At 66.8% G+C, this 26512-nt stretch carries 26 protein-coding genes and 3 pseudogenes; 16 read left to right on the top strand and 13 right to left on the bottom strand.

Annotation, left to right across the window (positions count from 1 at the left end; all coding sequences use genetic code 11):
- Positions 1 to 22 precede the first annotated feature (22 nt).
- The 6 genes from AC5Y5E_RS19715 to AC5Y5E_RS19690 all read right to left on the bottom strand — a co-directional run bounded on the left by AC5Y5E_RS19715 (position 23) and on the right by AC5Y5E_RS19690 (position 6588).
- The gene (locus AC5Y5E_RS19715) at positions 23 to 1657 is read right to left on the bottom strand and encodes a monocarboxylic acid transporter (protein ID WP_499904373.1); all 1635 of its coding nucleotides are present in this window, start codon (positions 1655 to 1657) and stop codon (positions 23 to 25) included.
- Positions 1654 to 1965: a DUF485 domain-containing protein gene (locus AC5Y5E_RS19710; RefSeq protein ID WP_499905006.1), complete on the bottom strand. Its 312-nt coding sequence runs from the start codon at positions 1963 to 1965 to the stop codon at positions 1654 to 1656. The genes AC5Y5E_RS19715 and AC5Y5E_RS19710 overlap by 4 nt, the downstream gene beginning before the upstream one ends.
- A gap of 188 nt (positions 1966 to 2153) precedes the next feature.
- Positions 2154 to 2867 (bottom strand): NAD(P)-dependent oxidoreductase, encoded by a 714-nt coding sequence (locus AC5Y5E_RS19705; protein WP_499904372.1) that lies wholly within the window; start codon positions 2865 to 2867, stop codon positions 2154 to 2156.
- Positions 2868 to 2932: 65 nt separating this feature from the next.
- Positions 2933 to 4081, bottom strand: a complete 1149-nt coding sequence (locus tag AC5Y5E_RS19700; RefSeq protein ID WP_499904371.1) for a thiolase family protein — start codon at positions 4079 to 4081, stop codon at positions 2933 to 2935.
- A gap of 61 nt (positions 4082 to 4142) precedes the next feature.
- Positions 4143 to 5357, bottom strand: a complete 1215-nt coding sequence (locus tag AC5Y5E_RS19695) for a CaiB/BaiF CoA transferase family protein (protein ID WP_499905004.1) — start codon at positions 5355 to 5357, stop codon at positions 4143 to 4145.
- Between the two features lie 22 nt (positions 5358 to 5379).
- Entirely contained in the window at positions 5380 to 6588 is a 1209-nt protein-coding gene (locus AC5Y5E_RS19690) for a cytochrome P450 (protein ID WP_499904370.1), read from the bottom strand.
- A gap of 214 nt (positions 6589 to 6802) precedes the next feature.
- Between AC5Y5E_RS19690 and AC5Y5E_RS19685 the strand changes: the two genes are divergently transcribed.
- A complete protein-coding gene (locus AC5Y5E_RS19685; protein WP_499904369.1) occupies positions 6803 to 7630 on the top strand; it encodes an SMP-30/gluconolactonase/LRE family protein in 828 nt (275 codons plus the stop codon).
- On the opposite strand, the gene AC5Y5E_RS19680 is transcribed toward AC5Y5E_RS19685, so the two are convergent.
- The 4 genes from AC5Y5E_RS19680 to AC5Y5E_RS19665 are packed head-to-tail and all read right to left on the bottom strand — an operon-like array spanning position 7627 to position 11505.
- Positions 7627 to 9279: an acyl-CoA synthetase gene (locus AC5Y5E_RS19680; RefSeq protein ID WP_499904368.1), complete on the bottom strand. Its 1653-nt coding sequence runs from the start codon at positions 9277 to 9279 to the stop codon at positions 7627 to 7629. The two genes, AC5Y5E_RS19685 and AC5Y5E_RS19680, sit on opposite strands and share 4 nt — an antisense overlap.
- An 8-nt stretch (positions 9280 to 9287) precedes the next feature.
- On the bottom strand, positions 9288 to 9902 hold the full coding sequence (locus tag AC5Y5E_RS19675) for a PaaI family thioesterase (protein ID WP_499904367.1): 615 nt from the start codon (positions 9900 to 9902) through the stop codon (positions 9288 to 9290).
- The gene (locus AC5Y5E_RS19670) at positions 9899 to 10516 is read right to left on the bottom strand and encodes a cysteine hydrolase family protein (protein WP_499904366.1); all 618 of its coding nucleotides are present in this window, start codon (positions 10514 to 10516) and stop codon (positions 9899 to 9901) included. Before AC5Y5E_RS19670 ends, AC5Y5E_RS19675 begins: the two co-directional genes overlap by 4 nt.
- Positions 10513 to 11505, bottom strand: coding sequence for a Rieske 2Fe-2S domain-containing protein (locus AC5Y5E_RS19665; RefSeq protein WP_499905002.1), 993 nt, complete (start codon positions 11503 to 11505; stop codon positions 10513 to 10515). The genes AC5Y5E_RS19670 and AC5Y5E_RS19665 overlap by 4 nt, the downstream gene beginning before the upstream one ends.
- Positions 11506 to 11588: 83 nt before the next feature.
- Between AC5Y5E_RS19665 and AC5Y5E_RS19660 the strand changes: the two are divergent.
- The 5 genes and pseudogenes from AC5Y5E_RS19660 to AC5Y5E_RS19640 all read left to right on the top strand — a co-directional run.
- Positions 11589 to 11666, top strand: a pseudogene (locus AC5Y5E_RS19660) (nuclear transport factor 2 family protein); the annotation flags it as partial.
- Positions 11648 to 11862 (top strand): annotated as a pseudogene (locus tag AC5Y5E_RS19655) (cyclohexanone monooxygenase); the annotation flags it as partial. The pseudogenes AC5Y5E_RS19660 and AC5Y5E_RS19655, both read left to right, overlap by 19 nt.
- Before the next feature lie 19 nt (positions 11863 to 11881).
- Entirely contained in the window at positions 11882 to 13000 is a 1119-nt protein-coding gene (locus AC5Y5E_RS19650) for an alpha/beta hydrolase family protein (RefSeq protein WP_499904365.1), read from the top strand.
- A complete protein-coding gene (locus tag AC5Y5E_RS19645) occupies positions 13000 to 13380 on the top strand; it encodes a nuclear transport factor 2 family protein (protein ID WP_499904364.1) in 381 nt (126 codons plus the stop codon). Before AC5Y5E_RS19650 ends, AC5Y5E_RS19645 begins: the two co-directional genes overlap by 1 nt.
- Positions 13377 to 14417: a TIGR03857 family LLM class F420-dependent oxidoreductase gene (locus AC5Y5E_RS19640; RefSeq protein ID WP_499904363.1), complete on the top strand. Its 1041-nt coding sequence runs from the start codon at positions 13377 to 13379 to the stop codon at positions 14415 to 14417. Before AC5Y5E_RS19645 ends, AC5Y5E_RS19640 begins: the two co-directional genes overlap by 4 nt.
- Before the next feature lie 70 nt (positions 14418 to 14487).
- On the opposite strand, the gene AC5Y5E_RS19635 is transcribed toward AC5Y5E_RS19640, so the two are convergent.
- Entirely contained in the window at positions 14488 to 15984 is a 1497-nt protein-coding gene (locus tag AC5Y5E_RS19635; RefSeq protein ID WP_499904362.1) for an acyl-CoA carboxylase subunit beta, read from the bottom strand.
- Between the two features lie 85 nt (positions 15985 to 16069).
- On the opposite strand from AC5Y5E_RS19635, the gene AC5Y5E_RS19630 reads away from it, so the two are divergent.
- The 7 genes and pseudogenes from AC5Y5E_RS19630 (at position 16070) to AC5Y5E_RS19600 (ending at position 21434) form a co-directional block, all read left to right on the top strand.
- The gene (locus AC5Y5E_RS19630; RefSeq protein WP_499904361.1) at positions 16070 to 17092 is read left to right on the top strand and encodes an LLM class F420-dependent oxidoreductase; all 1023 of its coding nucleotides are present in this window, start codon (positions 16070 to 16072) and stop codon (positions 17090 to 17092) included.
- Positions 17093 to 17103: 11 nt separating this feature from the next.
- A complete protein-coding gene (locus tag AC5Y5E_RS19625) occupies positions 17104 to 18324 on the top strand; it encodes a cytochrome P450 (protein WP_499905000.1) in 1221 nt (406 codons plus the stop codon).
- Between the two features lie 18 nt (positions 18325 to 18342).
- A pseudogene (locus AC5Y5E_RS19620) lies at positions 18343 to 19168 on the top strand (SDR family NAD(P)-dependent oxidoreductase).
- 107 nt (positions 19169 to 19275) lie between these two features.
- Complete coding sequence (locus AC5Y5E_RS19615; RefSeq protein WP_499904360.1) at positions 19276 to 19524, top strand: dsRBD fold-containing protein; 249 nt, start codon at positions 19276 to 19278, stop codon at positions 19522 to 19524.
- A gap of 101 nt (positions 19525 to 19625) precedes the next feature.
- Complete coding sequence (locus AC5Y5E_RS19610) at positions 19626 to 20174, top strand: YceI family protein (protein ID WP_499904359.1); 549 nt, start codon at positions 19626 to 19628, stop codon at positions 20172 to 20174.
- Positions 20175 to 20256: 82 nt separating this feature from the next.
- Positions 20257 to 20706 (top strand): VOC family protein, encoded by a 450-nt coding sequence (locus AC5Y5E_RS19605; protein ID WP_499904358.1) that lies wholly within the window; start codon positions 20257 to 20259, stop codon positions 20704 to 20706.
- The gene (locus AC5Y5E_RS19600) at positions 20703 to 21434 is read left to right on the top strand and encodes an SDR family NAD(P)-dependent oxidoreductase (RefSeq protein WP_499904357.1); all 732 of its coding nucleotides are present in this window, start codon (positions 20703 to 20705) and stop codon (positions 21432 to 21434) included. The genes AC5Y5E_RS19605 and AC5Y5E_RS19600 overlap by 4 nt, the downstream gene beginning before the upstream one ends.
- Here the strand turns inward: AC5Y5E_RS19600 and AC5Y5E_RS19595 are convergent.
- Positions 21431 to 22588, bottom strand: coding sequence for a Zn-dependent alcohol dehydrogenase (locus tag AC5Y5E_RS19595; protein ID WP_499904356.1), 1158 nt, complete (start codon positions 22586 to 22588; stop codon positions 21431 to 21433). The two genes, AC5Y5E_RS19600 and AC5Y5E_RS19595, sit on opposite strands and share 4 nt — an antisense overlap.
- Entirely contained in the window at positions 22585 to 23811 is a 1227-nt protein-coding gene (locus AC5Y5E_RS19590) for a cytochrome P450 (protein ID WP_499904355.1), read from the bottom strand. Before AC5Y5E_RS19590 ends, AC5Y5E_RS19595 begins: the two co-directional genes overlap by 4 nt.
- Before the next feature lie 146 nt (positions 23812 to 23957).
- Here AC5Y5E_RS19590 and AC5Y5E_RS19585 point away from each other — a divergent pair, with 146 nt between their 5' ends.
- From AC5Y5E_RS19585 to AC5Y5E_RS19575, 3 genes are read left to right on the top strand one after another with little or no spacing between them, the layout of a single operon-like run.
- Positions 23958 to 24317 (top strand): Rieske (2Fe-2S) protein, encoded by a 360-nt coding sequence (locus AC5Y5E_RS19585; protein WP_499904354.1) that lies wholly within the window; start codon positions 23958 to 23960, stop codon positions 24315 to 24317.
- A complete protein-coding gene (locus AC5Y5E_RS19580) occupies positions 24314 to 25351 on the top strand; it encodes an amidohydrolase family protein (protein ID WP_499904353.1) in 1038 nt (345 codons plus the stop codon). The genes AC5Y5E_RS19585 and AC5Y5E_RS19580 overlap by 4 nt, the downstream gene beginning before the upstream one ends.
- Positions 25351 to 26499: an amidohydrolase family protein gene (locus tag AC5Y5E_RS19575; RefSeq protein WP_499904352.1), complete on the top strand. Its 1149-nt coding sequence runs from the start codon at positions 25351 to 25353 to the stop codon at positions 26497 to 26499. The genes AC5Y5E_RS19580 and AC5Y5E_RS19575 overlap by 1 nt, the downstream gene beginning before the upstream one ends.
- The last annotated feature ends 13 nt before the right edge of the window (positions 26500 to 26512 follow it).

Raw genomic sequence — 26512 nt, 5'->3', positions numbered from 1 at the left:
ATCAGTGCGGCCGCCCGCTCGGCTAATGCGCGACGACGGCCTTCTCCGCGCCGATGCCGGTGAGCGAGCGGACCTCCATCTCGGCGTTGCGCACCGGGTCACCGCGATCGGGTGACGACAGCGTGCCCACGATGCCGAGGACGAACGCCAGTGGGATCGACACGATTCCGGGGTTGGAAAGCGGGAACCAGGCGAAGTCCGCGCCGGGGAGCATCGCGGTTTTGGCGCCCGACACCGCCGGGGAGAAGATGATCAGCACGATGGTCGAGACCAGGCCGCCGTACATGCTCCACAGCGCGCCGCGGGTGTTGAACCGCTGCCAATAAAGCGAATACAAGATGGTCGGCAGGTTGGCCGAGGCCGCGACCGCGAACGCCAGCGCTACCAGGAAGGCGACGTTCTGGCCGTTGGCCAGGATTCCGAGCGCAATGCCGAAGATGCCGAGCACCACGGCGGTGATGCGGGACACCCGGACCTGTTCGCTCTCGGTGACCTTGTGGCGCTTGATCAGACTGGCATAGATGTCGTGGGCGAACGACGTCGATGCCGTGATCGTCAGACCCGCGACCACGGCGAGGATAGTCGCGAACGCCACCGCGGAAATGACGCCGAGCAGGACCACGCCGCCGAGATGGAATGCCAGCAACGGCGCCGCCGAGTTCTGGCCGCCGGCGGCCTTGAGGATCCGGTCGGGCCCGACGATGGCGGCCGCGCCATAGCCAAGCGCAAGCGTGAACAGATAGAAGGCGCCGATGAGCCCGATCGCCCAGACCACCGACCGGCGTGCCTCTTTCGCGGTCGGCACCGTGTAGAACCGCATCAATACGTGGGGCAGGCCCGCGGTGCCCAGCACCAGCGCAAGGCCGAGCGATAGCAGGTTGATCTTGGACGTCGTCGACCCGCCGTACTGCGCGCCCGGGGCCAACACGTTGCGGCCGGAAACACCCTTGGTGGTGGCATGCGACACCGCCGACTGTGCGGACCCCAGGATGTCGGAGAAGTTCATGCCGTACTTCGCCAGCACCATCACCGTCATCGCCGCGGCACCGAGGATCAACAGGACGGCCTTGATGATTTGCACCCACGTGGTGCCCTTCATCCCGCCGACCAGGACATAGACGATCATCAAGACGCCGACGACCGCGATGACGATCGACTCACCAAGGCGCCCTTTGACATTCAGCAGCAGGGCGACCAAACCGCCCGCGCCGGCCATCTGGGCGAGCAGGTAGAACAGCGACACCGTCAGCGTCGACACCGCCGCGACCAGCCGCACCGGGCGCTGTCGCAGCCGGAAGCTCAGCACGTCCGCCATCGTGAATTTGCCCGTGTTGCGGATCAATTCGGCCACCAACAGCAGGGCCACCAACCAGGCCACGAGGAATCCGATGGAATACAGGAACCCGTCGTACCCGTAGACCGCGATCGCGCCGGCGATGCCGAGGAAGCTGGCCGCCGACAGATAGTCCCCGGCGATGGCGATGCCGTTCTGCGGTCCCGAGAACGCCCGGTCGGCGGTGAAAAACTCGGTCGCGGTGGCGTTCCGCTGGCTGGCCCGGATCACCACGTACAGGGTGATCAGGACGAAGACGGCGAAGATGGCGATGTTGGCGACGGGGTTCCCGATCGTCTGCTGACCCGCGGCCAACGGCGTCATGACGCCCGGCTTTCGGCGCGAATGGCGGCGGCTCTCGGATCGAGCTCCCGATCGGCGAACCGTACGTAGAGCCCGGTGATGAGGAACGTCGTCAGGAATTGGCCCAGCCCGATCAGCAGTCCGACGTTGACGTTTCCGAATACCTTGGTCGCCATGAAGTCGTGCGCGAAGGCGCCCAACAGCACGTAGGCGGCGTACCAGGCGAGGAAGAGCGCCGTCATCGGGAACACGAAACGGCGTAGTCTGCGCCGAAGCTCGGCGAATTCGGGGCTCGCCTGAATGCCCAGGAACCGCTCACCGGCGGCCAGGGGGACGTCCTCGGATGGAAATTCGGTAGTGGACAACGCGACTCCTGACCTCGGGTTCGAGCAGGCATTTCGGCGTTAGCCTACGAGCAAACCCGATGACAACAGCAGTGCGATTTGTCCCTGGGAATTTAAATTAACCCTGGCGTCGCCGCGCGGGCATCTGGCGGCAACCCGATCAAGGGCGTTTGTTAAGCCGACACCTCGTGCGGCGTGGTGCTCTTGAACGCCTCCCGCCGAACCATTTCCCACACCGTCGGCGTGTGCGCGGTCGTCGAGACGACGACGGTCCTCCGGATTGTCGTCCCGTCTTGGGCGAGCTTGACGAGGTAGTCCGCCAGGTCCATGCGAGCCGTGAAAGCTCCCACCGGTTCAACCTCTCCCGCAAGGTAATTCGTGATCCGCGGCAGATCGAACAAGCCCGACGGCCGCACGATCGTCCAGTCCAGGCCGCTCTCCCGGACCACCGTCTCCATCCGCCGGATGTCGTCGTAGACGGTCTTGCCGATGGTGCGGGCGATGATCGGCTCGAACAGCCGTAGCGCCAGGGGTGTGTGGTGCCGGCCGCGCGCAGGGTGGGCGCCGGTGGAGCTCACCACGACGAGCCGGGCGACGCCGGACTCGCGCATCGCGTTCGCGACGTTGCGGGTGCCGACGGAATACGTGTCGACGGGCCGGCGCGTGAACGGCACCCCGAGCGTCGACAGGACTGCGTCGGCGCCCGCGACCACTCCGGCGAGGCCGTCGCGCCGCACGTCCGCACGCGCGACCGTCAGCCCCGCATCGGCGATGGGGAACTCGTCGGGTCGCCGGGTCACCGCCACGGCCGAGTGGCCGGCATCCAGCACCCGACGCGTCACAAGTCGTCCGGTCGATCCATTGGCGCCGAAGATTACGATTCGCATGAGAACTCCTCCCGTTCGCCACTACGACGAAGCGGGCGGGCCGAAAGTTACAGCGGCTCCGAAGCTCAGGTCGTCAGGATGGTCGCCGCCGCGGTGCCGGGGGCGCCGTATAACTGGGTGAACCCGACCTTCGGATCACCGGGGACCTGCCGTTCGCCGGCCTCGCCGCGGAGTTGGCGGACGATTTCGTGGATCTGGCGCAACCCGGAGGCGCCGATCGGCTCGCCGTTGGCGATCAGCCCACCATCGGTGTTGACGGGCATGGGGCCGCCGATCTCGGTGGCGCCGTCGGCCAGCAGCTTCTCCTGATCGCCGTGCGCACAGAACCCGCACTCGGCCATGTGGATGATTTCAGCGCCCGCGTCGGTGTCCTGCAGCTGGATCACGTCGACGTCGGCGGGGGCCACGCCGGCCTTTTCGAACGCGGTGCGCGCGGCGTAGACGGTAGGTGCCACATCCTCGTCGACCGGCGCGAACGTGGTGTTGACCTCATAGGCCCCGTAGCGGCGGGTGCGGACGTCCACCGCCCGTAGGTAGACGGGCTTGGAGGCGTAGCGATGGGCGATGTCGGCCCGGCACATCACCGCGGCTGCGGCACCCTCGTCCGGGGCGCAGAACATGTATTGGGTCAGCGGGTAGTTCAGGACCGGCGATTCGAGGATGCGCTCTTCGGAGATCGGCTTGCGCCGAAATGCGTTGGGGTTCAACGCCCCGTTGCGGAAATTCTTGGCGGCGACCTTGGCCAGCGTCTGCGCAGAGATGTTGTGGTCGTGCAGATACCGGTTCGCCTTCATGCCGAAAAACTGGGTGGTCAGGTACTGTCCGTTCTCGGCGTACCACCTCGGCATCCCTACCAGCGCCGGATCTTCGGTGAACGCCCCGCGCGGATGCTTGTCCAGGCCGATGGCGATGCCGATGTCGTAGTCGCCCAACCGGATTCCGTCGGCACACGCCTTGACCGCGCTGGCCGCCGTCGCGCAGGCGTTGAACACGTTGGTGAACGGGATGCCGGTGAGGCCGACCATGCCGACGATGGCGTCCGGGTTGGCCACCGTCCAGCTGCCGCCCGTGGCGAACTGGACGTCCTTCCATTCGATGCCCGCATCGGCGACCGCGGCGAAGATCGCGTCGACGCCCATCTGCATGGCCGACTTGCCCTCGAAGCGGCCGAAGGGGTGCAGACCCACTCCGATGATGGCCACCTCGTTCGTCATCCGTATCTGCACCTCTCGCCCAGTGGATCGTGTGGATCGGTCAGCTCGTAGTAGGCGTCCGTCAAGCGATGGCCCCCGCGTCCTTGAGTTGTTCGATGCGGTCCCAGTCCATCCCAAGTTCCATCAGGACGATCTCGGTGTGCTCGGAGGCTTGCGGCGCGCGCGTCGTCACCAGCGGCTCGTGATTGAACTGGACCGGGCCGCGCACGACGCGGAACGGCTTTCCGCCGCTTGCCAGTTCGACCTCGGCGATCATGTCGTTGGCGATTGCCTGCTCGTCGTCGGCGAGGTCGAGGAGGCTCTGGAACGGTGCCCACTGACCTTTCATCGTCTTCAGGTGCTGGCGCCAGTAGGCAAAAGGCTTGGCGGCGATGGCCTTCGCGATCAGCTCGGCCGCCGCGTCGGCGTTTTGGATCAGCGGGAGCACGTCGGAGAAACGGGGATCGTCGGCGGCCTCAGGGATGCCGAGGTGCTCGAAGGTGTCCCGGATAATGCCCGTCGGGCTGATGATGCACAAGTTGATCGTGCCGCCGTCGGAGGTTTCGTAGTTGCCCATGAACGGATTCACCGACGGTGCAAGGGAACCTGGCATGGACGTCCGCATGACCTCGCCGGTCTCCATGCCCTGCGTCACGCTGGCGCCCGCCGCCCACCAGGCCGTGCTGAGCAACGACACATCCATTTCTACGGCCTCGCCCGTCCGTTCGCGATGCAGCAACGCGGCCGAGATGCCGCCGGCGATGAACATGCCGCCGATCGAGTCGCCAAACGCCGGAATGCCCTGTCCCAGAGCGCCACCCAGCTCCTCGGGCGTCAGCGCGTACCCGACGCCGCTGCGCGTCCAGAAGGCCGTCCCGTCGTAGCCGCCGACGTCGCGCTCGGGTCCCTTGTCGCCGTAGGCCGAACCGCGGGCGTAGACGATGTTCGGGTTCGCCGCGCGGATGTGCTCCACGTCGAACTTGTGCTTCTGCCGCTGCGCCGGCATGTAATTGGTCAGGAACACATCGGACGTCTTGGCCAGTTCGTAGATCACTTCCTGGCCGCCCGGCGTCGAAACATCGATCCCGACGCTGCGCTTGCCCCGGTTGGGATGCTCCATCAGCGGGTGTCGATTCGGGTCGACCTGGATGCCGCCCATGTTGAGGAAGCCCCGCTGGGTGTCGCCGCGCGCCGGGTGCTCGACCTTGATGACGTCCGCGCCCCAGTCGGCGAGGATCGCCCCCGCCGCCGGAACGAACGTGAACTGCGCAAGCTCCAGGACCCGAAAGCCCTCCATCACCTTGATCATTTTCGGGACCCTACTTCGCATCGAACGTCACAGGAAGGGCAATCGGGGAACGGAAGGGCTGGCCGTGGATGTGCGGGTCGCCGTCGGTCAGCAGGGTGAAGTTGGTCAACCGATCCAGCAGGCAGCCGACCGCGACCCGGGTTTCCAGCCGCGCCAGGTGCAGACCCAGGCAGGTGTGCTCGCCCGCGGCGAAGGAGATGTGCGGCACGTGCTTGCGGAAGATGTCGAATTCCTCCGACCGTTCCCAGCGCCGCTCGTCGCGGTTCGCCGAACCCATGCACACGCCGATCACCGCGCGCGCCGGAATCTCGACGCCCTCGAGTTCGGTGTCCTCCGTCGCGAACCGCTGGACCGTGGTCAGCGGCGTCTCGTAGCGCAGTCCCTCCTCGATCGCCTGGGGCAGCAGCTCGCGGTCGGCCTGCACGGCCGTGAACTGATCCGGATGGGTGAGCAACAGATACAAGAGGTTTCCCGATGACCGGTACGTGGTCTCCAGCCCGGCGGGTAGCAGCAGGCGCAGGAACGAGTAAATCGCCTCGTCGCTGAGCTTTTCGCCGTCGATCTCGGCGGTGACCAGATCACCGATGATGTCCTCGGTGGGCTTGGACTTGCGCTGCTCGATCTGGTCGACGAAGTAATCCTTCAGCGCCGCCGACGCCTCGAACGCGCGCTCGTAGTTGACGTGGTAGCTGATCAGCGCGACGGCGTGCCTGCGAAACATCGGCAGGTCCTCGGCCGGCAAGCCCAGCAGTTGGGCGATGACGCGGGTGGGGAATTCGAACGTGAATTGCCGGACCAGGTCGGCTTCGCCGGTGTCGATGAACTCGTCGATCAGCGCGTTGCAGATCGGCCGCACGATGCTGGGTTCCCACCGGGCAAGGGCTTTGGACTTGAACGCGGCGGACACCAGGTTGCGGTGGTCGCGATGCTTCTTTCCCTCCATCGCCAGAATGGTCGGGCCCATGAAGAGGCCGATGGTCCTGTCGTACGGTGCCGAGCTGAACACCCGGCCGTCGCGAAAAACCGTGTTCACCGCGTCGAACGACACGGCGGAATATTCGCGCCTGGGCCGCAGCGACTCGGGTGTCTTGGAGTAGTCCATGACGCTCCCGCGGAACACGCCGGCCTGCCGCCGCTGATGAGCGAAGAACGGGTAGGGGTCACGCAGGCTGACGGTCTCTGGGCCGGTTTGGGAACCCGTCTGAACGTTGGTCGTCACCTAGATCTCCGCATCTTCGGCAGGAACAGGCTGTCGTTGCGTAAGATCCTACTGTAATTATTACAGTAGACAATATGGGCGCGGTTTCTCGTTCCGCCCCAATACGCGACCATCGGAATCTGTGGCGGCATCGTCGACGTCTTCCGTAGCATGATCCCCACGGCTTCTTGGGTCTCGGCCGCCCACACTGTTCACCGCCGAAGAAGGTGACCTGATGACGATCGAAATGATCGCCGACGGTTTGGGATTCACGGAAGGGCCCGTCTGCCTGCCCGACGGCAGGGTCGCGGTGGCCTCGGTCAGCCACGGCTGCGTGTACATCATGGACCCGGACGGGGGCGCACGGGAAAGGATCGACACCGGCGGCGGGCCCAACGGTCTGTGCTGCGGACCCGACGGGTGCATCTATGTCGCCCAGAACGGCGGCAATTTCGGTTCTGACAGGGCGGCCGAGCCCGGAGTGCAGGTCATCAGCGACGGCCGGGTCGACTACCTCGCCCAGGGCATGGACGCGCCGAACGATCTCATGTTCGGGCCCGACGGAAAACTTTGGGTCACCGACACCCGCGCCGAAATGGAAATTTTCCACCCCGACGAAAGCAAGCGCGGATGGCTGTGGACCGTCGATCCCACCACCGGCGCGAAGGATTTGATCCTTGAATCCGGGCCGGTGTGGATCAACGGCCTTGGTTTCAGCCCGGATTCGACGCGGCTGCTGGTGACCGCGACGTCCCCCGCGCAGCTCGTGCGTTATCCGATCTACGCGGGCTCGCTCGATTGTCACGCCGGCGAGCTGGTCTGCACGTTCGATCGGGCATGGCCGGCGGGAATGGCGGTGCGGCCCGACGGCGCGTCCTGGGTGGCGCTGACGGGCGCGGACCGCCTCGACCTCGTCGGCGAGACGGGCGAGACGTTGGATGCGGTGGTGTTGCCCGAGGGCACGCTGCCGACCAATGTCTGCCTGGGCCCGGAGTCGGCGGACGCATTGCTCGTCACCGCGTCGTATCAGCAGGCGCTGTTACGGATCCGGCTGCCGGCTTAGCCGTTCTCCGCCTGCTCGCGTGCCCACCGGTAGTCCGCCTTGCCCGACGGGCTGCGCTCGATCACCGGGCGGAAGACGATCGTCTTGGGAAGCTTGTACCGGGCCAGGGACTCGCTGGCGTGCTTGATCAGCTCGTCGGCGTCGGCGCTCGCGCCTTCGGCCAGGGCGACGACGGCAACGACCTCCTGTCCCCACCGCTCGCTCGGCCGCCCGGCGACCACCACGTCGGCCACCGCAGGGTGCGACGCGAGCGCAGTTTCGACCTCTTCGACGAAGATCTTCTCGCCGCCGGAGTTGATGGTCACCGAATCGCGGCCCAGCAGTTCGATCGCGCCGTCGGCGCGGTGCCGCGCACGGTCGCCGGGAACCGCGTACCGCACCCCGTCGATGACCGGAAATGTCTTGGCGGTCTTGGCCGCATCGCCCTTGTAGCCCAGCGGAACGTAGCCCCGCTGCGCGAGCCAGCCCATGCTCTCATGGCCGGGCGGCAGGATCGAGGTGAGGTCTTCGGCCGCGACGAAGGTGTCGGGCCCCGCGTTGAAGGTGCCGGTCGACACCGCGCCCGACATCGACATGTGGTGCATCTGCGCGCCGGTCTCCGACGACCCGACGCCGTCGATGACCAGGGCGTTGGGCAGCGCTTCGATGAGTTGCTGCTTGACGTACGGGGTGAGCAGGGCGCCGCCGTTGGCCACCACAGCCAACGACGAGACGTCGGCGATCCCCTGCTCGATGGCGGCGACCAAGGGTCGCGCCATCGCGTCACCGACCACCGTCACCGTCATCACCCGTTCACGCTCGATGGTGCGGACGACGTCTTCGGCGTCGAAATGGTCGACGACGGAAGGGAAGACGACGGTCTGGCCGGTGGTGATCGCCGTCATCACGCTCCACTGGGCCGCGCCGTGGATCAGCGGCGGCAAGATCAGCAACTTGGTGCCGGGGCCGGCCGCGGCCCCGGCGACGATCTCGTCGACGGAGCCGAACGGCTCGCCCGTCACCAGGTTTCGGCCACCGAAGGACGTCATGAAGATGTCGTGCTGGCGCCACAGCACACCCTTCGGCATGCCCGTCGTCCCGCCCGTGTACAAGACGTACAGGTCATCGGGGGAGTGCTGCACGGGCGGAGGCTCCGGCGAACTGGACGCCAGGATCGTCTCGTAATCCACCGCACCGTAGATCAAGTCGTTGCCCGAGTCGTCGGCGATCTGGATCAGCACCCGCAGCTGCGGCAGATCCGGCAGGATTTCGGCCACGCGCGGCGCGAACGCGGCATGGTAGATCAGGGCGGTCGCGCCGGCGTCCTTCAGCAAGTACTGCAGCTCGCTCTTGACGTAGCGGTAGTTGACGTTGAAGGGGGCCACCCGCGCCTGGAAGCTGCCCAGCAACGCCTCGACGAACTCACTCCCGTTGTAGGCGTACAGGCCCAGCAGGTCCTGACCCACCTCGTGGCCGGCGAGCGCGGAGCGCTCAGTGTGGCACCCCAGGCCTCGTGAACGCAGGTATGCCGCGAGCCGGTTCGCCCTTTCGAGGAGCTGTGCGTAGCTGGAGTGCCGTTCACCCCGGATCACCAGGTCTCGGTCGGGGATGGCCGCGGCGACGGCCGTCGCCACTGCGGGAACGGTGAATTGTGTTGCGGTGTCTGACATCTTGCCTCTCACGGCTGGTGGGGTAGCAGGCGAACCATCAGGCCGTTTGCTTCGCTGAGCAATGTGCCGTCGGCAGCCGTCATGCTAGCGGCTACGAAGAATTTCCTGCCGTCGACGTTCGAGATGCGGCCCTGGGCGCTCAGCGGCTCGTCGATCGGCGTGATGCTGCGGTAGTCGACGTGCAGGTAGGCCGTTCGGGTAGGGGGGACGCCGGCGGTGGAAACGATCATCCCGAACAGCCAGTCGTAGAGGAGAGGGATCATGCCGCCGTGGACGGCGTTGTTCCCGCCCACGTGCGAGCGGGTGAAGTGGCCGTGCATGGTGACGCCGTCCGGCCCGGATTCGGTGACCAGCCATGGCGGCAGCAGCGGGTGTCCCAGCCCGGGCAGTTCGATGACGCGCCCGCCCGGCGACACGCCCTCGGGCACCTGGTGCCCGTCCAGGAGCGCGCAGGCGCTTTCCACGTGCTCGGCCGCGGTGCTCCACATCGAACTGTTGGTGGACACGGTCAGGTCCTGCAGGCGGCGCATCGCGGCGACGAACCGCCCCAGCCCGGGCGGCGCGTGCTCGGCCGGTTTGATCTCGGGGAATCCGCCTTGTACCCCGGGCGTGGTTTCGGTCATGGCCTGTTCCATGCCTGCAGCAGGTCGTCGGTCGTGGTGATGGTCGCGAGCAGCGACAGGGTGTTGGCGATGACGGCCTCGCCGTACTCGGCGGGCACGCCCGCCACGGCGTCCTTCGGCACGACGACGCGGTAGGCGGCGTTGACCGCGTCCATCACGACGTTGGGGATCGCGATGTTCAGCGAGACGCCCACCACGACGATGGTGGACACCCCGAGGTTGCGCAGCACCGCGTCGAGGTCGGTGCCACCCATCGGCCCGACGCCGTGCCAGCGGCTCAGCACCAGATCGGTTGGCTCGGGACCCAATTCGGGCAGCAGGGCCGCCCCGGGGGTGCCGGGGGTGATGCCGACGTCTCCGCCGCCGATGGCGAAGATCCTGGCGTTGTGGTTGGAGCCGAGCCCGTCGGGCCGGCGCTGCACCAGGCAGTGCACCACGCGCACCCCGGCCGCCCGCGCGCCCGGCAAGAGCCGCACGATGTTCGGCAGGGCGACGCGGCGCGCCTCCTTGGCCAGGACCGCCAGCCCGGCGTTCGGGCCGATGACCGCGCCCTGGCATTCCTGGGTGACGATCGCGGTGTGCCCGGGCGCCACCAGGTCGTCGAGTGCCGTCATGCCGGCACTTCGTAGAACTGCGTGGCCCACTTGCGCAGCGCCATATAGCCTTTCGCGTCCACCTTGGACAGCGCCGGGTGCTCCACGTATCGCTGGTAGCGCCAGATTTGCAGGTCGTCGAAAACGGTTGACAGGAACTGCCTTTCGATCACCTCGCGCAGCTTGCCCTCCGGCACGTCGGAGTCGTCGCCCGGGACGCGCGGCCACCAGATCGAGTAGAACAGGTCCGAGCACTCGTCGTCGACCGGCGTGCAGGCGAAGATCAGCCGATGATTCTGGGCGCCCTCGAAGACGCTGATCGCGCCGCCCAGGCCGAACAGATGGCTGTGGAAGCGCAGCGCGAGATCGTCGGGGTCGTCGGTGCCGGCGTCCGGCCAACCGGCGATGAATTGCCACTCGTGCTCGACGATCTTCCAGTCCAGCACCCGGGGCGTCACCGTGGCGTGGTGGACGTATTCGAAGTGTGCGCTGTCGGGGGCGTTCTCGGCCACGATCTGCGGGTGCACCGGTTCGCGCTCGGCGCGCCGGGAGAACTCCGGATACGCCCGGTAATAGGCCGCCGGGTCGGTCTCGAACTGCGGGAACTTTTCGAAAATGTCGGGCATCTCCCACTGCGGCTCCTTGCCGTCCGGCTGATGCCAGATGAACACGCAGTCGTACTGCTCGCGGACCGGAAACACCCGAAGCCGCAGCGCACGGTTGGGCCGGTCCGGCTGGTAGGGGATGTGACGGTTGGTGCCGTCCGGACCCCAGCGCCAACCGTGGAACGGGCACTCGACGCAGTCGCCGACCACCTTGCCGCCGTGGCCGATGTGGGCGCCGAGATGCTTGCAGTGCGCTTCGAGGACGTGCAACTCGCCCTGCTCGTCGCGGTAGGCGACCAGATCCTCGCCGAAGTAGTGCAGCGGCCGCACCTCGCCGACCGGGAATTCGGGTGACCAGCCGACCATGAACCAGCCGGTTACTTTCCAGGTGAAAGGCACTTTCACGCCGGCGTCTCCCATGATCGTTGATACTAAGGTCGTTACAGTATAGATTTCAGCAGTTCGGCCGGTAAGCCACAAGGAGACAGATGAACCAAGCGGCTGACGAGCTGGAATCGATTCGGCAGCTCAAGGCCCGCTACTGCCGATTTCTGGACACCACGGACGTGGAGTCGCGCGCCGTATTCACCCCGACCAGGAGTGGATCGAGCACACCACCGCGCTGGTGGCCCCGAGGGTTTTGGGGCACCCGTCGTGCAATACTTGGTAAGACGGTGGGGTTATACCGGCGGAATTGCGGAATACCGGCGCCGCTGCGGCGAGATCGCGGCGGGCGGATACACCGGTTTCGAGCTGACCTAGCCGTGGCGAGGTGATCGGTATGTCATGGGCGACGCGCGGACTCGGCCTCTCCAAGGGGCTGGCCCGCGAGATGAGCATGCTGCTGCCCCGCACGGTCACCGGCCTGCATGAATCCACCGGGTGGGCGCCGGCGTCCCCGCGGGGCCTGCGTCAGTTCGGTGAGGTCATGCTGGACGAGCTTGTGCTGAGCGGCTTTTCGCTGCTGGCCGGCGGCCCGGCGGAGATGCGGCCGGTGGACGCGTGCAGCGCGGCGGCCGAGGAACTGTCGGCACTGGGCATCGAGGGGGCGCACGTCGCGCCGAAGCCGTTGCGGGCCACGTCGATACGGCGGCGCAGGATCGCCGGCCTGGAATACGAGCGGATGATGTTCGAACACGATCCCGGGCTGCCGCCGACGCTGGAGGCCGAAGGCTTCGGCGGGCCGGCCCGCGCGGTGGTGCACCTGTGCCGGCATCCCGACGGCCCGCGGCCGTGGCTGGTGTGGGTGCACGGCGCCGGTCAGGGCGGCACGGAGGACCTGTTGCTGTCGCGGATCGGCCGGATACATCACACGCTGGGTTTCAACGTCGCGATGCCGGTGCAGCCCGGCCATGGCTGCCGGCGCCGCGAATGGCCGGCCTACCCGGACGTCGATCCCCTGGGCAACGTCGCGGGCATGATGCGCGCGGTCTCGGAGGTCCGCGCCGTGGTGCGCTGGGTGCAACCGCAGGCCACCGCCGTTGTGGTGTCGGGCATTTCGATGGGTACCCCGGTGGCCGCGCTGGTTTCCCACCTGGAGAGGCAGATCGACGCGGTGGCGCTGTACACCCCGATCCTCGGGCTCAACGCGATGATCGCGCGGCACCTCGGACGCTGGGGGCAGTCCCGCGCGGGTTTCCGCGAGGTGCTGGGCTCGCCGGAGGTCTCGATGCTGACCTCGGTGATCGACCCACTGCGGGCCGATCCCGCGCCGCCACCACACCGTCGGCTCATCGTCGGGGCCTGGCACGACCGGATGGCGATGCGCGACCCCGCGGTCGCGCTGCAGGAACGCTGGGGCGGCCAGTTGTACTGGTACGACGGCGGACACGTCGGACACGTCTTCTCCCGGCGCGTGCTCGCGGTGACCGAACGCTTCCTGCGAGAGGTGGCCGGTTGATGGCGGGCACCCGGACTGCCCGCGAAGTTGTTGAGCTCTACAACCTGGTGGTGTGGAACGAGCGCAATCTCGACCTGGCCGAGGAGCTGCTGGGCGACAACGTCATTCGGCACGAGGTCAATGAGGCGCACACACTGACCCACGCTCAGGCGGTGCAGCGAGTGGCAGACATGTTGGCGCTGTTCGACTCGTTGCGCTTCGACCTCAGGATCGTCGTCGAGGGAGACGACGGCGAGCACGTGGCGATCGTCTACGACTCGTCGATGACCACCAAGGACGGCATCGAGACCAACGTCGGCAGCATCGAGGTGTTCCGCGTCGTCGGCGGCAGGATCACCGAGGTCTGGAATTGCGGCTACCAGCAAGGGGTTTGGAATTGACCGAGCGCACGCTTGACGAATTGGGGTACTACCTGCTCGCCGGGGCCGGCGGCGAGGGGCCGGCAACCCTGGTGGACGAGGCCCGCCGCGGCGAGGAGTTGGGCTTCGGCACTGCCTTCATCTCCGAGCGCTGGAACGTCAAGGAGGCGTCGTCGCTCGTCGGCGCGGCGTGCGCGGTGACCAGCCGGATGCAAATCGCCACCGCCGCAACCAATCACAACACCCGCCATCCGCTGATAACCGGATCGTGGGCGACCACCATGCATCGGCTCTCCGGCGGGCGATTCACCCTGGGCATCGGCCGCGGTATCGCCGCCATCTACGGGGCGTTCGGCATCCCGGCCGTGACGACCGCCCAGATGGAGGACTGGGCCCAGGTCATGCGCAGGCTGTGGCACGGCGAGTTGATCTTCAACCACGACGGCCCGATGGGAAAGTATCCGATCCTGTTTCTCGACCCGGACTTCAACGAGGACATTCGCCTGGCGCTGGTGGCATTCGGGCCGAACACGCTGGCACTCGGCGGCCGGGTGTTCGACGACGTCATCCTGCACACCTACTTTACCCCGGAGACGCTGCAGCGCTGCGTGGCGACGGTGAAGTCCGCCGCGGAGAGGGCGGGCCGCGACCCGGACAGCGTGCGGGTGTGGTCGTGCTTCGCCACGGTCGGCGACCACCTTCCCGAGCAGCTGCGGCTGAAGAAGACCGTGGCGCGCCTGGCCACGTATCTGCAGGGGTACGGCGATCTGCTGGTGCAGACCAACAAGTGGGATCCCGCTGTGCTGCAGCGTTTTCGGGAGGATTCCGTGGTGACGTCGATCGCCGGCGGGATCGATCACAAGGCCACGCCCGAGCAGATCGAACACATCGCGACGCTGATCCCCGACGAGTGGCTGGAACCGTCGGCCACCGGTTCGGCCCGGCAGTGCGTGGACCGCATCCGCAAGGAGTTCGACTATGGGGCCGACGCGGTGATCATGCACGGCGCGACGCCGGACGAACTTGAGCCGGTGGTCACGGCTTACCGGGCCGGCTGACCGCGAGCGTGCGCACAATGTCACGTCAGAGCGGCGTGTCGCGGACAAACACGCTCGCTCGCGACGAGCGCTACGGCAGGATGACGGTCCGGCTGACGGGCTCGGCCGTGGCCTGACGGCTGGACAGCGCACGACGCAGCGAACCCAACAGGGCGTCACGGGTTTCGCGGGGATCGATGAGCTCGTCGAATCCCAGGTGCTCGGCCGAACGATAGGACGCCTGCAACTCGGCGTCGCGCAGCTTGGCGGTGATGTCCTCGTCGGCGTGCGTCGCCCGGCCCAGCGCCGCCGCGCTCATGGCGCCCATGGTCGCGCCCGGATAGGCGAAGGTCGCGCTCTGGGAATCGAAACCCAGCAGCGACATCACCATTGAGCCGAATCCGTAGGCCTTGCGCAGCGTGACGTGCAGCTTGATCGTGGTGGCCGCCGTCTGCGCGGCGAACATCCGCGCACCGGCGCGCAGCACGCCGCTGCGCTCGGACCGGCTGCCGGGCAGCATGCCGGGGTTGTCGGCGAGGAACAGGATGGGCAAATGGAACGAGTCGGCCACCAGGATGAAATGCGCCGCCTTGTCCGCGGCGGCCGCGTCGATGGAGCCCGCGAGCACGTTCGGCTGATTCGCCACCACCGCGACCGGGTGGCCCCCGAGGTGGGCCAGCGCGCAGATGATCGCCCGGCCGTACTGCGGCTGCACTTCGAACCAGTCGGGCCGGTCGAAGACCACGTCCAGCACGGCGCGCATGTCGTAGACGCGGCGGTTGTCGCGGGAGACGATGTCGAGCAGTTCGGGCGTCGCGCGTGGCTCGCTGTCCTCGTCGCGCGGCAGCGGCGCCGGGTACGACCACGCGCTCGGCGGGAAATAGGACAGGTAGCGGCGGATCTCGGCGATCACGGCCTCGTCGTCCTCGGCGACGTTGTGGATGACCCCGCTCGGTAGGGCGGTGGCGGGCCCGCCGAGGTCCTCCTTCGAGATCTCTTCTCCGGTTGACTCTTTGACGACCGGCGGGCCGGCGGTGAAGATCGCGCCCTGTCGGCTCATGATCCGGAAATCGCAGACCGGGGCGACGAGGGCGCCGTGTCCGGCCGAGGGCCCGAGTACGGCGGCGACGGTTGGCACCCGGCCCGAGCACTGCGCCTGGGACAGCAGGTCCGTCGGGGTGCGACCGTAATGTCCGCCGCCGGGACGAAAGCCGGCGCCTTCGAGCAGCATCACCAGCGGAACCTTGTCGCGCAGCGCGAGTTCGGCGATGCGGTAGCGCTTCGCGTTGCCGCCGGGTCCGATGCTGCCGGCCAGGGTGGTGAAGTCCTCCGCGCCCAACATCACCGGCGAACCGTTGATCAAACCCGAGCCGACGACCAGCCCGTCGGCGGCGATCTCGCCGCCGACCAACGTGCCGATTTCGCGGAACGTCCCCGGGTCGGTGAGCCGCTCGATGCGCGAGCGGGCGTCGAGCTTGCCCTTGCCGCGGTGCTTGTCGAGGCGTTCGGGCCCACCCATGCCCCGTGCGCTCTGCCGGCGACGGTCGAGGTCCTCGAGCGTCTCCTGCCAGTCCGGGGGTTTTGTCATGCCTATGTCCTACCTCATGGAAACTTGCGATCGCCGTTACACGTGCAGGGTCACATACTGGATCGCTTACTGTAAAGTTGCCCGCATGGCTGACGGCCCTCGCCTCAAGATCGACGGGGGCATCCCCAATCAGCTGGCGCGGGCCGCTGGCGCCGCCCGAGCCCTGGAAGAGCAGGGGTACGACGGCGGCTGGACCGCCGAAACCAGTCACGACCCTTTTCTGCCGCTGCTACTGGCCGCCGAACACACGTCGCGACTCGAGCTGGGCACCAACATCGCCGTGGCGTTCGCCCGCAATCCGATGGTCGTCGCGAACATCGGCTGGGACCTGCAGGCGTACTCGCGGGGCCGGTTCATCCTCGGTCTGGGCACCCAGATCCAGCCCCACATCGAGAAGCGGTTCAGCATGCCCTGGAGCCATCCGGCGCGCCGGATGCGGGAATTCGTCTCGGCGCTGCACGCGATCTGGTCCGCGTGGCGCGACGGCACCAAGCTTGCGTTCGAGGGCGACTTCTACACGCACAAGATCATGACCCCGATGTTCACCCCCGAGCCGCAGCCCTACGCGCCGCCGAAGGTGTTCCTCGCCGCGGTCGGTGAAGCGATGACCGAGATGTGCGGCGAGGTCGCGGACGGCCACCTGGGCCACCCGATGGTGTCGAAGCGGTACATCACCGAGGTCACCACCCCGGCGCTGCTACGCGGCCTGCAGCGAGCGGGCCGCGCCCGCAAGGACGTTGAGCTGTCGGCCGAAGTGCTGGTGGCCACCGGGGAGACCGACGCCGAACTACGGACGGCCACCGCCGCCGTGCGCAAGCAGATCGCCTTCTACGGATCGACTCCGGCCTATCGCAAGGTGCTGGAGCTGAATGGCTGGGGCGAGCTACACGAGGAGCTCAACCGGCTGTCCAAGCGGGGGGAGTGGGACGTCATGGGTTCGTTGATCGACGACGAGATGCTGGCGACCTTCGCCGTCGTCGGCCCGGTGGCCGAAGTCGGTGCCGCCCTGAAAAGCCGCTGCACGGACGTGGTCGATCGCGTCCTGCCGATCTTCATGACCGCATCGCAAGACTGTGTCAGCGCCGCAATGAAGGAGTTCCGCCAGTGAGCACGCCGACGATGGACGACGCCGCCAAGCTGTTGACGGATCCATTGGCCTACACCGACGAGCCGCGATTGCACGCGGCACTGACCCACCTGCGGGCCAACGCCCCGGTGTCGTGGGTCGACGTGCCGAACTACAAGCCGTTCTGGGCGATCACCAAGCACGCCGACATCATGGACATCGAGCGCGAGAACATGCTGTTCACCAACTGGCCGCGCCCGGTCCTGACCACGCTGGAGGGCGACGAGCAGGCGATCGCCGCCGGCGTGCGCACCCTGATCCACCTCGACGATCCGCAGCACCGGGTCGTCCGTGCGATCGGTTCCGACTGGTTTCGGCCAAAGGCGATGCGGGCCTTGAAGGTACGCGTCGACGAGCTGGCCAAGATCTACGTCGACAAGATGATGGCCGCCGGCCCCGAATGCGACTTCGTTCAGCACGTCGCGGTCAATTACCCGCTCTACGTCATCATGTCGCTGCTGGGGCTCCCGGAGCACGACTTTCCGCGCATGCTCAAACTGACCCAGGAGCTGTTCGGAAGCGAAGACTCCGAATTCAAACGCGGCACCACCAACGCGGAGCAGCTGCCCGCACTGTTCGACATGTTCGAGTACTTCAACGCGGTGACCGCGGCGCGCCGCGAGCACCCCACGGAGGACCTCGCGTCGGCGATCGCGAACGCCCGCGTCGACGGCGAATCGCTGTCTGACATCGACACCGTGTCGTACTACCTGATCGTCGCCACCGCGGGTCACGACACCACCAGCGCGACGATCTCCGGCGGCATGCAGGCGCTCATCGACAACCCCGACCAGCGTCAGCGCCTGTGCGACAACCTCGACTTGATGCCGTTGGCCACCGAGGAGATGATCCGCTGGGTCACCCCGGTCAAGGAGTTCATGCGGACCGCCGCCAGCGACACGACCGTGCGTGGAATCCCCATCGCCGCAGGGGATTCGCTGCTGCTGTCCTACGTATCGGCCAATCGCGACGAGGAAGTCTTCGACGACGCGTTCCGCTTCGACGTCGGGCGCGATCCCAACAAGCACCTGGCCTTCGGCTACGGCGTGCACTTCTGCATGGGCGCGGCGCTGGCCCGCATGGAGGTCAACAGTTTCTTCTCCGAGCTGCTGCCCCGGCTGAAGTCCATTGAGCTGACCGGCGATCCGGAATTGACCGCCACCACCTTCGTCGGGGGCCTGAAACACCTGCCGGTGCGCTACTCGCTGACGTGATTCCCTAGCCTCGAGGCTATGGCGCGCAGGACGATCGTCATCACCGGTGCCAGCGACGGCGTTGGGGCCGCGGCGGCCCGCCGGTTGCGGCAGGGCGGCGACAACGTCGTCGTGGTCGGCCGGTCGCCGCGCAAGACCGCTGCGGTGGCCGACGAGTTGGGCGCGGATCATTTCGTCGCCGATTTCGCCGACCTGTCGCAGGTGCGGGCGTTGGCGGACAAAATTCGCTCCGCGTATTCGCGCATCGACGTGCTGGCCAACAACGCCGGCGGCATGTTCACCACGATCGAGACGACCGGCGACGGTTACGAGACGACCTTCCAGGTCAACTACCTCGCGCCGTTCCTGCTGACCACGCGGCTGATGGACGTGCTTGTCGAGTCCCGCGCCGCCGTCATCAACACGACCAGTTCGTCACATAAGCTGCTTCGCCGCGTGACCGTCACCGACCTGGAGGACACGGCCCGACGCAGGCCCAGCACCGCCTATGCCCTCACCAAGCTAGCAATCGTCTTGTTCACCAGGGAATTATCGCCGATATCACGACCGTGGGCTGTCGGCCGCGACGTTTCACCCGGGATTTGTCAACTCGAACTTCGGCGAGGCATCGGGTTCACGGTTCCTCGTCTTCATGAAGTATCACGTGCCGTTGATGGTCCGGCTCACCGCCACCGCCGACGAGGCGGCCGACCAGCTGGTCTGGTTGGCGTCGAGTACCCCCGGAGTCGATTGGACGTCCGGCGAGTACTACTCGAAGGGCAAAATCGGGAAAGCCAGCCGCGTTGCCTACGACGCCGACCTCGCCCGCGAGTTGTGGGATCGCACGGCGGCGAAGATCGCCTAGGCACTGCGAAGTGCCATTGGCAGTTGCGGGTGGGACCAAAGTCACCAGTACGCGGCGCGCCGGTCGATGAACGTGAAAATGACTCTGTCCCGCACCATGATTCGCATATGTACCACGCCAATCGCACTCAATCTGCTACGCAGCAAATGATCACGCTGGCGATCGACGAGCACCACGGACGGACGTGCGCCAAGGTCGAGCTGGAATGGGGCAGTTCCCATCTGGCCGGGGTGGGCGTCGCGTATCGTCATCCGGCCGACCGACTGGCGCGTGAAGCCCGCCACGAACTGGCGACCGCCCGGGCGCTGTCGGACCTGGCGGACCAGGTTGCCGCGTTAGCCCGCGCCACCAACTGAGCGCAGCCAAGCCCCCGATGGAATAAATACGGACTATAGTCCGCTTAGTCCTGCGAAGGGCGTCGGGCAGGCCGTCGCCCCGAACAGGAAAGACGGAAAACATGACTGCAACCGCAACGACTCAGGTCACTTCCGGCACGTGGGCGATCGACCCGGTGCACTCGTCGATCAACTTCTCGGTACGTCACCTGATGGTCAGCAAGGTACGAGGCAGCTTCGACAACTTCAGCGGCGCGATCGTGATCGCCGACGACGGCACGCCGTCGGTCCGGGCGGAGATCGCGGTGGATTCCGTCAACACCGGCAACGGCCAACGCGACGCCCACCTCAAGTCGTCCGACTTCTTCGACGTCGACAAGTTTCCCGTCGCGACATTTACTTCCAGCTCGGTGGAGTCGAACGGCGACAGCTACGTGCTCCGCGGCGACCTCACCATCAAGGGCGTGACCAAACCGGTCGCCTTGGACCTCGATTTCTACGGTGTGAATCCGGGCATGGGCCACGGCGAAGTCGCCGGCTTCGAGGCCTCGGTCGTATTGAACCGCAAGGACTTCGGCATTGACATCGACCTGCCGCTGGAAACCGGAGGCGCGGTCGTCGGCGACAAGGTCACCGTCACACTCGAGATCGAGGCGCTCAGGCAGGCCTGACACCGCGCTGGTGAGGACGCCGGGCCGGGAATTCACGTCGAATGATCGGCCCGGCGGCTCCAGAAGCGCCTAATGTGGGCGCATGCCGGGTATTCACCACACCGCGATCTGCACCGCGGACGTCGAACGCTCGACGAAGTTCTGGCGAGACGGCCTGGGCTTGGCCGAGCTGTTCGACCACACCTTCGCCGGGGACTGGCCGGAACTGTTCGGCGCCAAGACCGATCGTCTGCGCTCGATATTCCTCGGGGATCCGCGGACCCCCGACACCGGGATCGTCGAACTGGTCGTCTTCGAGGGCGGCCCGGACGCCGACGACGCCCCTGCCGCCCCCCAACGCCCGCGGCACGGCTTCTTCCTGCTCTCCCTGCAGCGCGAGGTCGACGAGACTCTTACGGCCTTGGCGGCATTGGGTTTCGCCGACGGCGTGCGTCGCATCAGCGTGCCGGCCCCGGGCGGCAAGACCGTCCCGATGGCGGTGATCACGGCGCCGGACGGTGTGCTCGTCGAGTTGATCGGGCCCCCGCAATGACGGCGCTGGTGACCGGCGGCGCGTCGGGGATCGGACGTGCGGTCGCGGCACGGCTGCGCGAGGCGGGTCGCGCCGTCGTGGTGTGGGACCTGTCCGGCGGCGACATCGCCTGCGACGTCAGCGATCCCGACGCGGTATCGGCGGCGATGGAACAAACCGTGCGCGACCACGGTGTGCCCACCCGCATAGTCACCTGCGCCGGAGTCGGAGCGTCGGGCATGCTGCTCGAACAGCAACCCGCGGCCTGGGAACGGGTGTTGGCCGTCAACCTGACCGGCACCTGGCTGACCATCCGCGCCGGGGCCCGGGCCATGATCGACGCCGGCGTGGGCGGCTCCATCGTCGCGGTCTCGAGCATCAGCGGCACCCTCGCCGACCGCGACATGGGCGCCTACTGCGTTTCCAAGGCCGGCGTGGACATGCTGGTGAAGGTCGCCGCGGTGGAATGGGGCGTGCACGGCGTCCGGGTGAACGCCGTGGGGCCGGGCGTCACGCGGACACCGATGCTGGCGAAGCCGGAGCAACTCCCGGGCTGGGTCGAAGGCCTGTCCGAGCGGACGGCGTTCGGCCGCCTGGGCGAGGCCGCCGACGTGGCCGGGGCGATCGTCGGAGTCCTGGAATTGCCTTGGGTGACGGGTCAAGTCGTGCACGCCGACGGCGGCTTGGCGCTGCACAGCCCGATCGACGCGTACGGTCAGATGCAGCGGGTGGTGGGCCGCAAGGACTAACTGATCCCGTAGTCGATGATGCCGCGGACGATCTTGCCGTTGAGGAGGTCGTCGTAGGCGTCGTTGATGTCGTCGAGGCGGTAGCGCCTGGTGATCATCTCGTCGAGCTGCAGCTGGCCGGTCTCGTAGAGCCGGGCCAGCCTGGCGACGTCCGCCTTGGGATTGCAGGATCCGAATATAGTGCCGGCCAGCGTCTTGTTCATCAGGATGAAATCCTGCAGGTCGATCTTGACCGATCGGGTCAACTGCGAGGTCATGCCGGTGAGCACGCAGGTCCCACCCTTGCGGGTGAGCTGAACCGCGTCGCGCACGTCCTCCGGCGTGATCAGTGACGGCGACACCACGACGGCGTCGGCCATCACCCCGTAGGTGAGGCCGCGCACCAGGTCAAGCGCTTCGGCGACCGTCGACGCGCTGTGCGTCGCGCCGAATTGCAATGCCGATTTCTGTTTGAACTCAACGGGATCCACGGCGACGATCTGTGCGGCGCCGTTGATTCGGGCGCCTTGGATCGCGCCGGTGCCGATGCCGCCGACGCCGATCACGACGACGGTGTCGCCCGCGCGCATGTTGGAGCGGTTCGCGACGGAACCGTAGCCGGTCGGGATGGCGCACGACAGCAGCGCGCTGGGCGCCAGCGGCAGGTGCGGTTCGATCTTCACGAGCGAATTCGTCGACACCACAGTGTGTTGCGCGAACGCACCGACCTTGGCGATGTGGCCCAGGTTTCGACCGTCGGCGGTGTGGTGGCGAAAGGTGCCGTCGGTGGGCATCCCCGGGATCATGGTGCCGATGCCGACGTCGCAGAGGTACTCGACGCCGGTCGCGCACCAGCGGCATTGCCCGCACACCGCGACGAACGACATCACCACGTGGTCGCCCGGCTCGAAATCGGTTACGCCCTCGCCGACTTCACGCACGATTCCCGAGCCCTCATGGCCGCCGATCATCGGGAACATCGTCGGCAGACCCATGGATTTCATCACCTCGTTGGGTGCCGACATGTCGCCCTTGAGGATGTGGTCGTCGGAGTGGCACAACCCGGCGGCGGCCAGCTGAACCAGGACTTCACCGGCGCGCGGCGGGTCCAACTCGAATTCCTCGACCGACCACGGGCCGCCGACGTCGTGCAGGATCGCCGCCCGGCTTTTCATGCGGCCGGGGCGAAGGTGACTGGAAGCTTGTTGGGCGAGCGGAAGGTGAGCCCTACGATCCTGGACTCCTCGCCGCTTCCGTCGTCGGGCAGCAACGCCAGACTCTTGACCCGGTCGAACAGGCTGTTCAGCATGACCCTCGTTTCCAGCCGCGCCAGGTGCATGCCGAGGCACATGTGAATGCCGGCCGCGAAGGCGATGTGGGCGTGGCGCGGGCGGTGGATGTCGAACGTGTTGGGGTCGGACCAACGGCTTTCGTCCCGGTTGGCCGAGCCCATACACATGTCCACCTGTGCGTCGGCCGGGATTGTCTTGCCACCTATTTCGATTTCCCGGGTGGTGGTCCGCATGACCATCGTCAGCGGAGTTTCCACCCGCAGGCCCTCCTCGATCGCGGCCGGAATCAGCGACCGGTCCTGCTGGACCATCGCCAGCTGCTCGGGGTGGGTCAGCAGCAGGTACAGCAGGTTGCCCGACGAGCGATACGTGGTTTCCAGGCCGGCCGGCAGCAGCAGGCGTAGGAACGCGATGATCGCCTCGTCGCTGAGCTTCTCGCCGTCGATCTCCGCGGCGACCAGGTCGCCGATGATGTCGTCGGTGATCTTGCGGCGCCGCTGCTCCACCTGATCGAGGAAGTAGCCGTGCAGCTCTGCCGCCGCGTTGAGCCCGGCCACGATGTCGGTCGGAATCGAGATCAGGTCGAGCGACAAACGCCGGAACATGTCGAGATCCTCAGGGGGCAGCCCGAGCAGCACGGAGATGATCCGGGTGGGAAATTCGAACGTCAGCGCCTTGACCAGGTCGGCGTGGCCTTCATTCTTGATCTCGTCGATCAGCCGATCGCACACCGGCCCGATGACCGACGGCTCCCACCGCTCCAGCGCGGTGGCCCGAAAGGCCTTGGCCACCAGGCTGCGATGGTCGTGGTGTTCCTTGCCGCCCATCGCCAGGATGGTGTGGCCCATCACCAATCCAATGGTCTTGTCGTAGCTCGCCGAGGTGAAGACGCGGTCGTCGCGAAACGCCTGGAACAGGCCGTCGTAGCCGAACAGGACCCATTCGTCGTTCGGCCGCAGCTCCTCCGGCATCTGCGAGTGGTCCGCCAGGGAACCATGCCAGACCGGATCCGTGCGCCTCATGTATTCGAAGAACGGGTAGGGGCTGGTTTCCCCGGTGAGGTCGAGGGTGACGGGCTGGCCGTCCGGGTCCGTGCCGAGCGTCATTCGCGCTCCTCCTGAGCCACCGGTAAGGGCGGATACGTGTGCCGAGGGAATATCGCTATCATAATATAAATAGCAACGAAGCCCAACGGCTTGTGGTCTTTACCGTAATGCGCACAGTATTGACCCGAGGAGGCGGTGATTCTCAAGTGCCCAACCGGCGATTCGTGTGCTCGCTCGACGAGCTGCCGCCCGGCGGGATGAAACTGGTCGACGTCGGAAAGTTCGGCGTGGGCGTCTACAACGTGCGCGGTGAGCTCTACGCGATCGTCAACTACTGCTCACACGAGGGCGCCCCGTTGTGCCTCGGCCTGATCGGCGGCACCAACGAACCGGCCCCCGAATCGCCGGACGGGATGCGCCGGGTTCGTGACGGCCAGATCGTTCGATGCCCTTGGCACAATTGGGAATTCGACGTCACCACCGGTCAGAACGTCGCCGATCCTCGGCGTCGGGTCCGCACCTACCGGGTCGACGTCACCGACGGCGAGGTGTATCTGACGGCATGATTATCGACGCATGCGTGCAACCGCACTTCCGGTCCAACGCCGAGATACGCCGCTATCTCCCGGCCGCGCACCAATTGCGGTCGATCCCCGACGTAGAGCAGCAGTGGTATCAGGCGCCCGGCGGCGACTACCGGGAGGACCTCTACGGCGAGCAGTACCCGGGTTCGGATCCGGAGACCGTGAGCCGGCACCTGTTCGATGACATGGGCGTCAATTACGCCATCCTCAACCCGCTGACCCGGGGCAACATCGCCGATTACCTGCTCAACAGCCGAATCTGCGCCGCGGTCAACGACTGGTTGCTCGACCGTTGGCTGGAGCCCGACACCACCGACCGGTTCCGCGGCACCATCCGCGTCAACCCCGAGGACGCCCGGGGCGCGGTCGCCGAGATCGAGCGCCTCGCCGGCCACCCGAAGCTGGTGCAGGTCGGCGTGCCCATGCAGTCCCGCGAGCCGTACGGCAAACCGATGTTCGAGCCCATCTGGGAGGCCGCCGCCGCGCACGGGCTCCCGGTCGCGGTGCACATCAACGGCGGCAACGGCGTCGACCACCCGCCCACCTTCGCCGGCCACGCGCACACCTACCCGGGATACGCGGCGTTCATGCCGCTGAACTACTTCGTGCACCTGGCCACGCTCATCATCGAGGGCGTGTTCGGCCGGCACCCTGATCTGAAATTCGTGTTCGCCGACGGCGGCTACGACATCCTCACCCCGCTGATGTGGCGGCTGGACACGTTCTGGCTGTCGATGCGCGACCAGACGCCCTGGGTGGACCGCTATCCCAGCGAATACCTGCCCGGCCACGTCCGGTTCTGCTCGTCGGCTTTCGACGGGCCGACGGAGGCGGACGCGGTGCAGCGCTGGATGGACTTCACCGGCAAGTCCGACCTGCTGATGTACGGATCGAGCTATCCGCACTGGTCCACCTCGGCGCCGGACGCGATCGCCGAGGGGCTGGATGCCGCCCAGCGTGACAAGGTGTTGTGGCGCAACGCCAGTGAGCTCTACGGGCTGAAGGAGCGTGTCTGATGACAACGATCGAGCGACTCGACTCGCCAACCGGTCAAGAAGACGAGATAGCGGTCACCATCGTCGACACCGATGTGCACCCGTTGCCGGTCTCGAGCGACGTGCTCAAGTCCTACGCGCCCGCCGAATGGGTGGACCAGATCTGGCCGACGGGCAACGCCGTCAGCCCCATCCCGCATTTCTACGACACCCCGGATTCGTACAAGACGTCGTCGCTACGCATGGACGCGTGGCCGCCCAATGGCGGAGTCGCCGGCAGCGACCCGGATTTCGCCGCCAAGCAGTTGCTGCTCGATGCCGGTGTCAGCATCGCGACGCTGGAGCCGATGTGCGACGCGCAACTGCCGCAGGCCGAACACGTGCTCAAGTCGACCTACAACGACTGGCTCGCCGACGTCTGGCTGGACAGGTACAACTGGCACGGCCGCTGGCGCGGATCGATCAGCGTCAGCGCCCAGACCCCGGAGCGGGCCGCCCGCGAAGTGGAACGATGGGCGGGACATCCGTACATGGCCCAGGTGCTGATGACACCCCAAACGCGTGGAATCCCTTTCGGTAACCCGCATTTCGACCCGCTCTACGAGGCGGCCGCGCGGAACGGGTTTCCCATCGCCACCCATTTGATGGGCCAGACTCCTTTCGAACTGATACCCCTGTACCCGGTCGGCAACCCCGCGCACTGGCACGACTTCTTCGCATCCTGGCCGCTGCTGTACGTCTCGCACCTGATGAGCCTGGTGTTCGACGGCGCGTTCGATCGCCACCCGGACTTGCGGGTGGTCTTCGTCGAAGGCGGCTTCACCTGGGCGATGCCGGTGATGTCGCGGATGGATCGGATCTGGAAGGCGCGCCGCGGCGACCTGCCCCACGTGCGTCGCCTCCCGTCGGAATATGTGCGCGAACACGTCCGGTTCACCACTCAGCCGCTGGAAGACACCGACACCGTCGAATTCCGCGAGTACCTGGAGATGATGGACCTCGGCGACAACCTGATGTTCTCGACGGACTACCCGCACTGGAGCTATGACTCGCCGACCTACGCGATCAACCGGTTCCCCGCCGACCAACGGGAGCGGATCATGCGCGGCAACGCGACGGCTCTGTACGGGCTACCGGCGACCGTGAAGGCGCTTCCCGGCGAACGGTGACGCGGTGGCCGAT

The sequence above is a fragment of the Mycobacterium sp. NGS54 genome (genome assembly GCF_059812465.1).
This window is presented reverse-complemented; position numbering and strand designations above follow the sequence as displayed.

Excerpts from the sequence above, each read along its gene's own strand:
- AC5Y5E_RS19715 (WP_499904373.1), bottom strand. The coding sequence starts at position 1,657 with ATGACGCCGTTGGCCGCGGGTCAGCAGACGATCGGGAACCCCGTCGCC.
- AC5Y5E_RS19705 (WP_499904372.1), bottom strand. The coding sequence starts at position 2,867 with ATGCGAATCGTAATCTTCGGCGCCAATGGATCGACCGGACGACTTGTG.
- AC5Y5E_RS19700 (WP_499904371.1), bottom strand. The coding sequence starts at position 4,081 with ATGACGAACGAGGTGGCCATCATCGGAGTGGGTCTGCACCCCTTCGGC.
- AC5Y5E_RS19695 (WP_499905004.1), bottom strand. The coding sequence starts at position 5,357 with ATGGAGGGCTTTCGGGTCCTGGAGCTTGCGCAGTTCACGTTCGTTCCG.
- AC5Y5E_RS19685 (WP_499904369.1), top strand. The coding sequence starts at position 6,803 with ATGACGATCGAAATGATCGCCGACGGTTTGGGATTCACGGAAGGGCCC.
- AC5Y5E_RS19680 (WP_499904368.1), bottom strand. The coding sequence starts at position 9,279 with ATGTCAGACACCGCAACACAATTCACCGTTCCCGCAGTGGCGACGGCC.
- AC5Y5E_RS19675 (WP_499904367.1), bottom strand. The coding sequence starts at position 9,902 with ATGACCGAAACCACGCCCGGGGTACAAGGCGGATTCCCCGAGATCAAA.
- AC5Y5E_RS19670 (WP_499904366.1), bottom strand. The coding sequence starts at position 10,516 with ATGACGGCACTCGACGACCTGGTGGCGCCCGGGCACACCGCGATCGTC.
- AC5Y5E_RS19650 (WP_499904365.1), top strand. The coding sequence starts at position 11,882 with ATGTCATGGGCGACGCGCGGACTCGGCCTCTCCAAGGGGCTGGCCCGC.
- AC5Y5E_RS19645 (WP_499904364.1), top strand. The coding sequence starts at position 13,000 with ATGGCGGGCACCCGGACTGCCCGCGAAGTTGTTGAGCTCTACAACCTG.
- AC5Y5E_RS19635 (WP_499904362.1), bottom strand. The coding sequence starts at position 15,984 with ATGACAAAACCCCCGGACTGGCAGGAGACGCTCGAGGACCTCGACCGT.
- AC5Y5E_RS19630 (WP_499904361.1), top strand. The coding sequence starts at position 16,070 with ATGGCTGACGGCCCTCGCCTCAAGATCGACGGGGGCATCCCCAATCAG.
- AC5Y5E_RS19625 (WP_499905000.1), top strand. The coding sequence starts at position 17,104 with ATGGACGACGCCGCCAAGCTGTTGACGGATCCATTGGCCTACACCGAC.
- AC5Y5E_RS19615 (WP_499904360.1), top strand. The coding sequence starts at position 19,276 with ATGTACCACGCCAATCGCACTCAATCTGCTACGCAGCAAATGATCACG.
- AC5Y5E_RS19610 (WP_499904359.1), top strand. The coding sequence starts at position 19,626 with ATGACTGCAACCGCAACGACTCAGGTCACTTCCGGCACGTGGGCGATC.
- AC5Y5E_RS19605 (WP_499904358.1), top strand. The coding sequence starts at position 20,257 with ATGCCGGGTATTCACCACACCGCGATCTGCACCGCGGACGTCGAACGC.
- AC5Y5E_RS19600 (WP_499904357.1), top strand. The coding sequence starts at position 20,703 with ATGACGGCGCTGGTGACCGGCGGCGCGTCGGGGATCGGACGTGCGGTC.
- AC5Y5E_RS19595 (WP_499904356.1), bottom strand. The coding sequence starts at position 22,588 with ATGAAAAGCCGGGCGGCGATCCTGCACGACGTCGGCGGCCCGTGGTCG.
- AC5Y5E_RS19590 (WP_499904355.1), bottom strand. The coding sequence starts at position 23,811 with ATGACGCTCGGCACGGACCCGGACGGCCAGCCCGTCACCCTCGACCTC.
- AC5Y5E_RS19580 (WP_499904353.1), top strand. The coding sequence starts at position 24,314 with ATGATTATCGACGCATGCGTGCAACCGCACTTCCGGTCCAACGCCGAG.
- AC5Y5E_RS19575 (WP_499904352.1), top strand. The coding sequence starts at position 25,351 with ATGACAACGATCGAGCGACTCGACTCGCCAACCGGTCAAGAAGACGAG.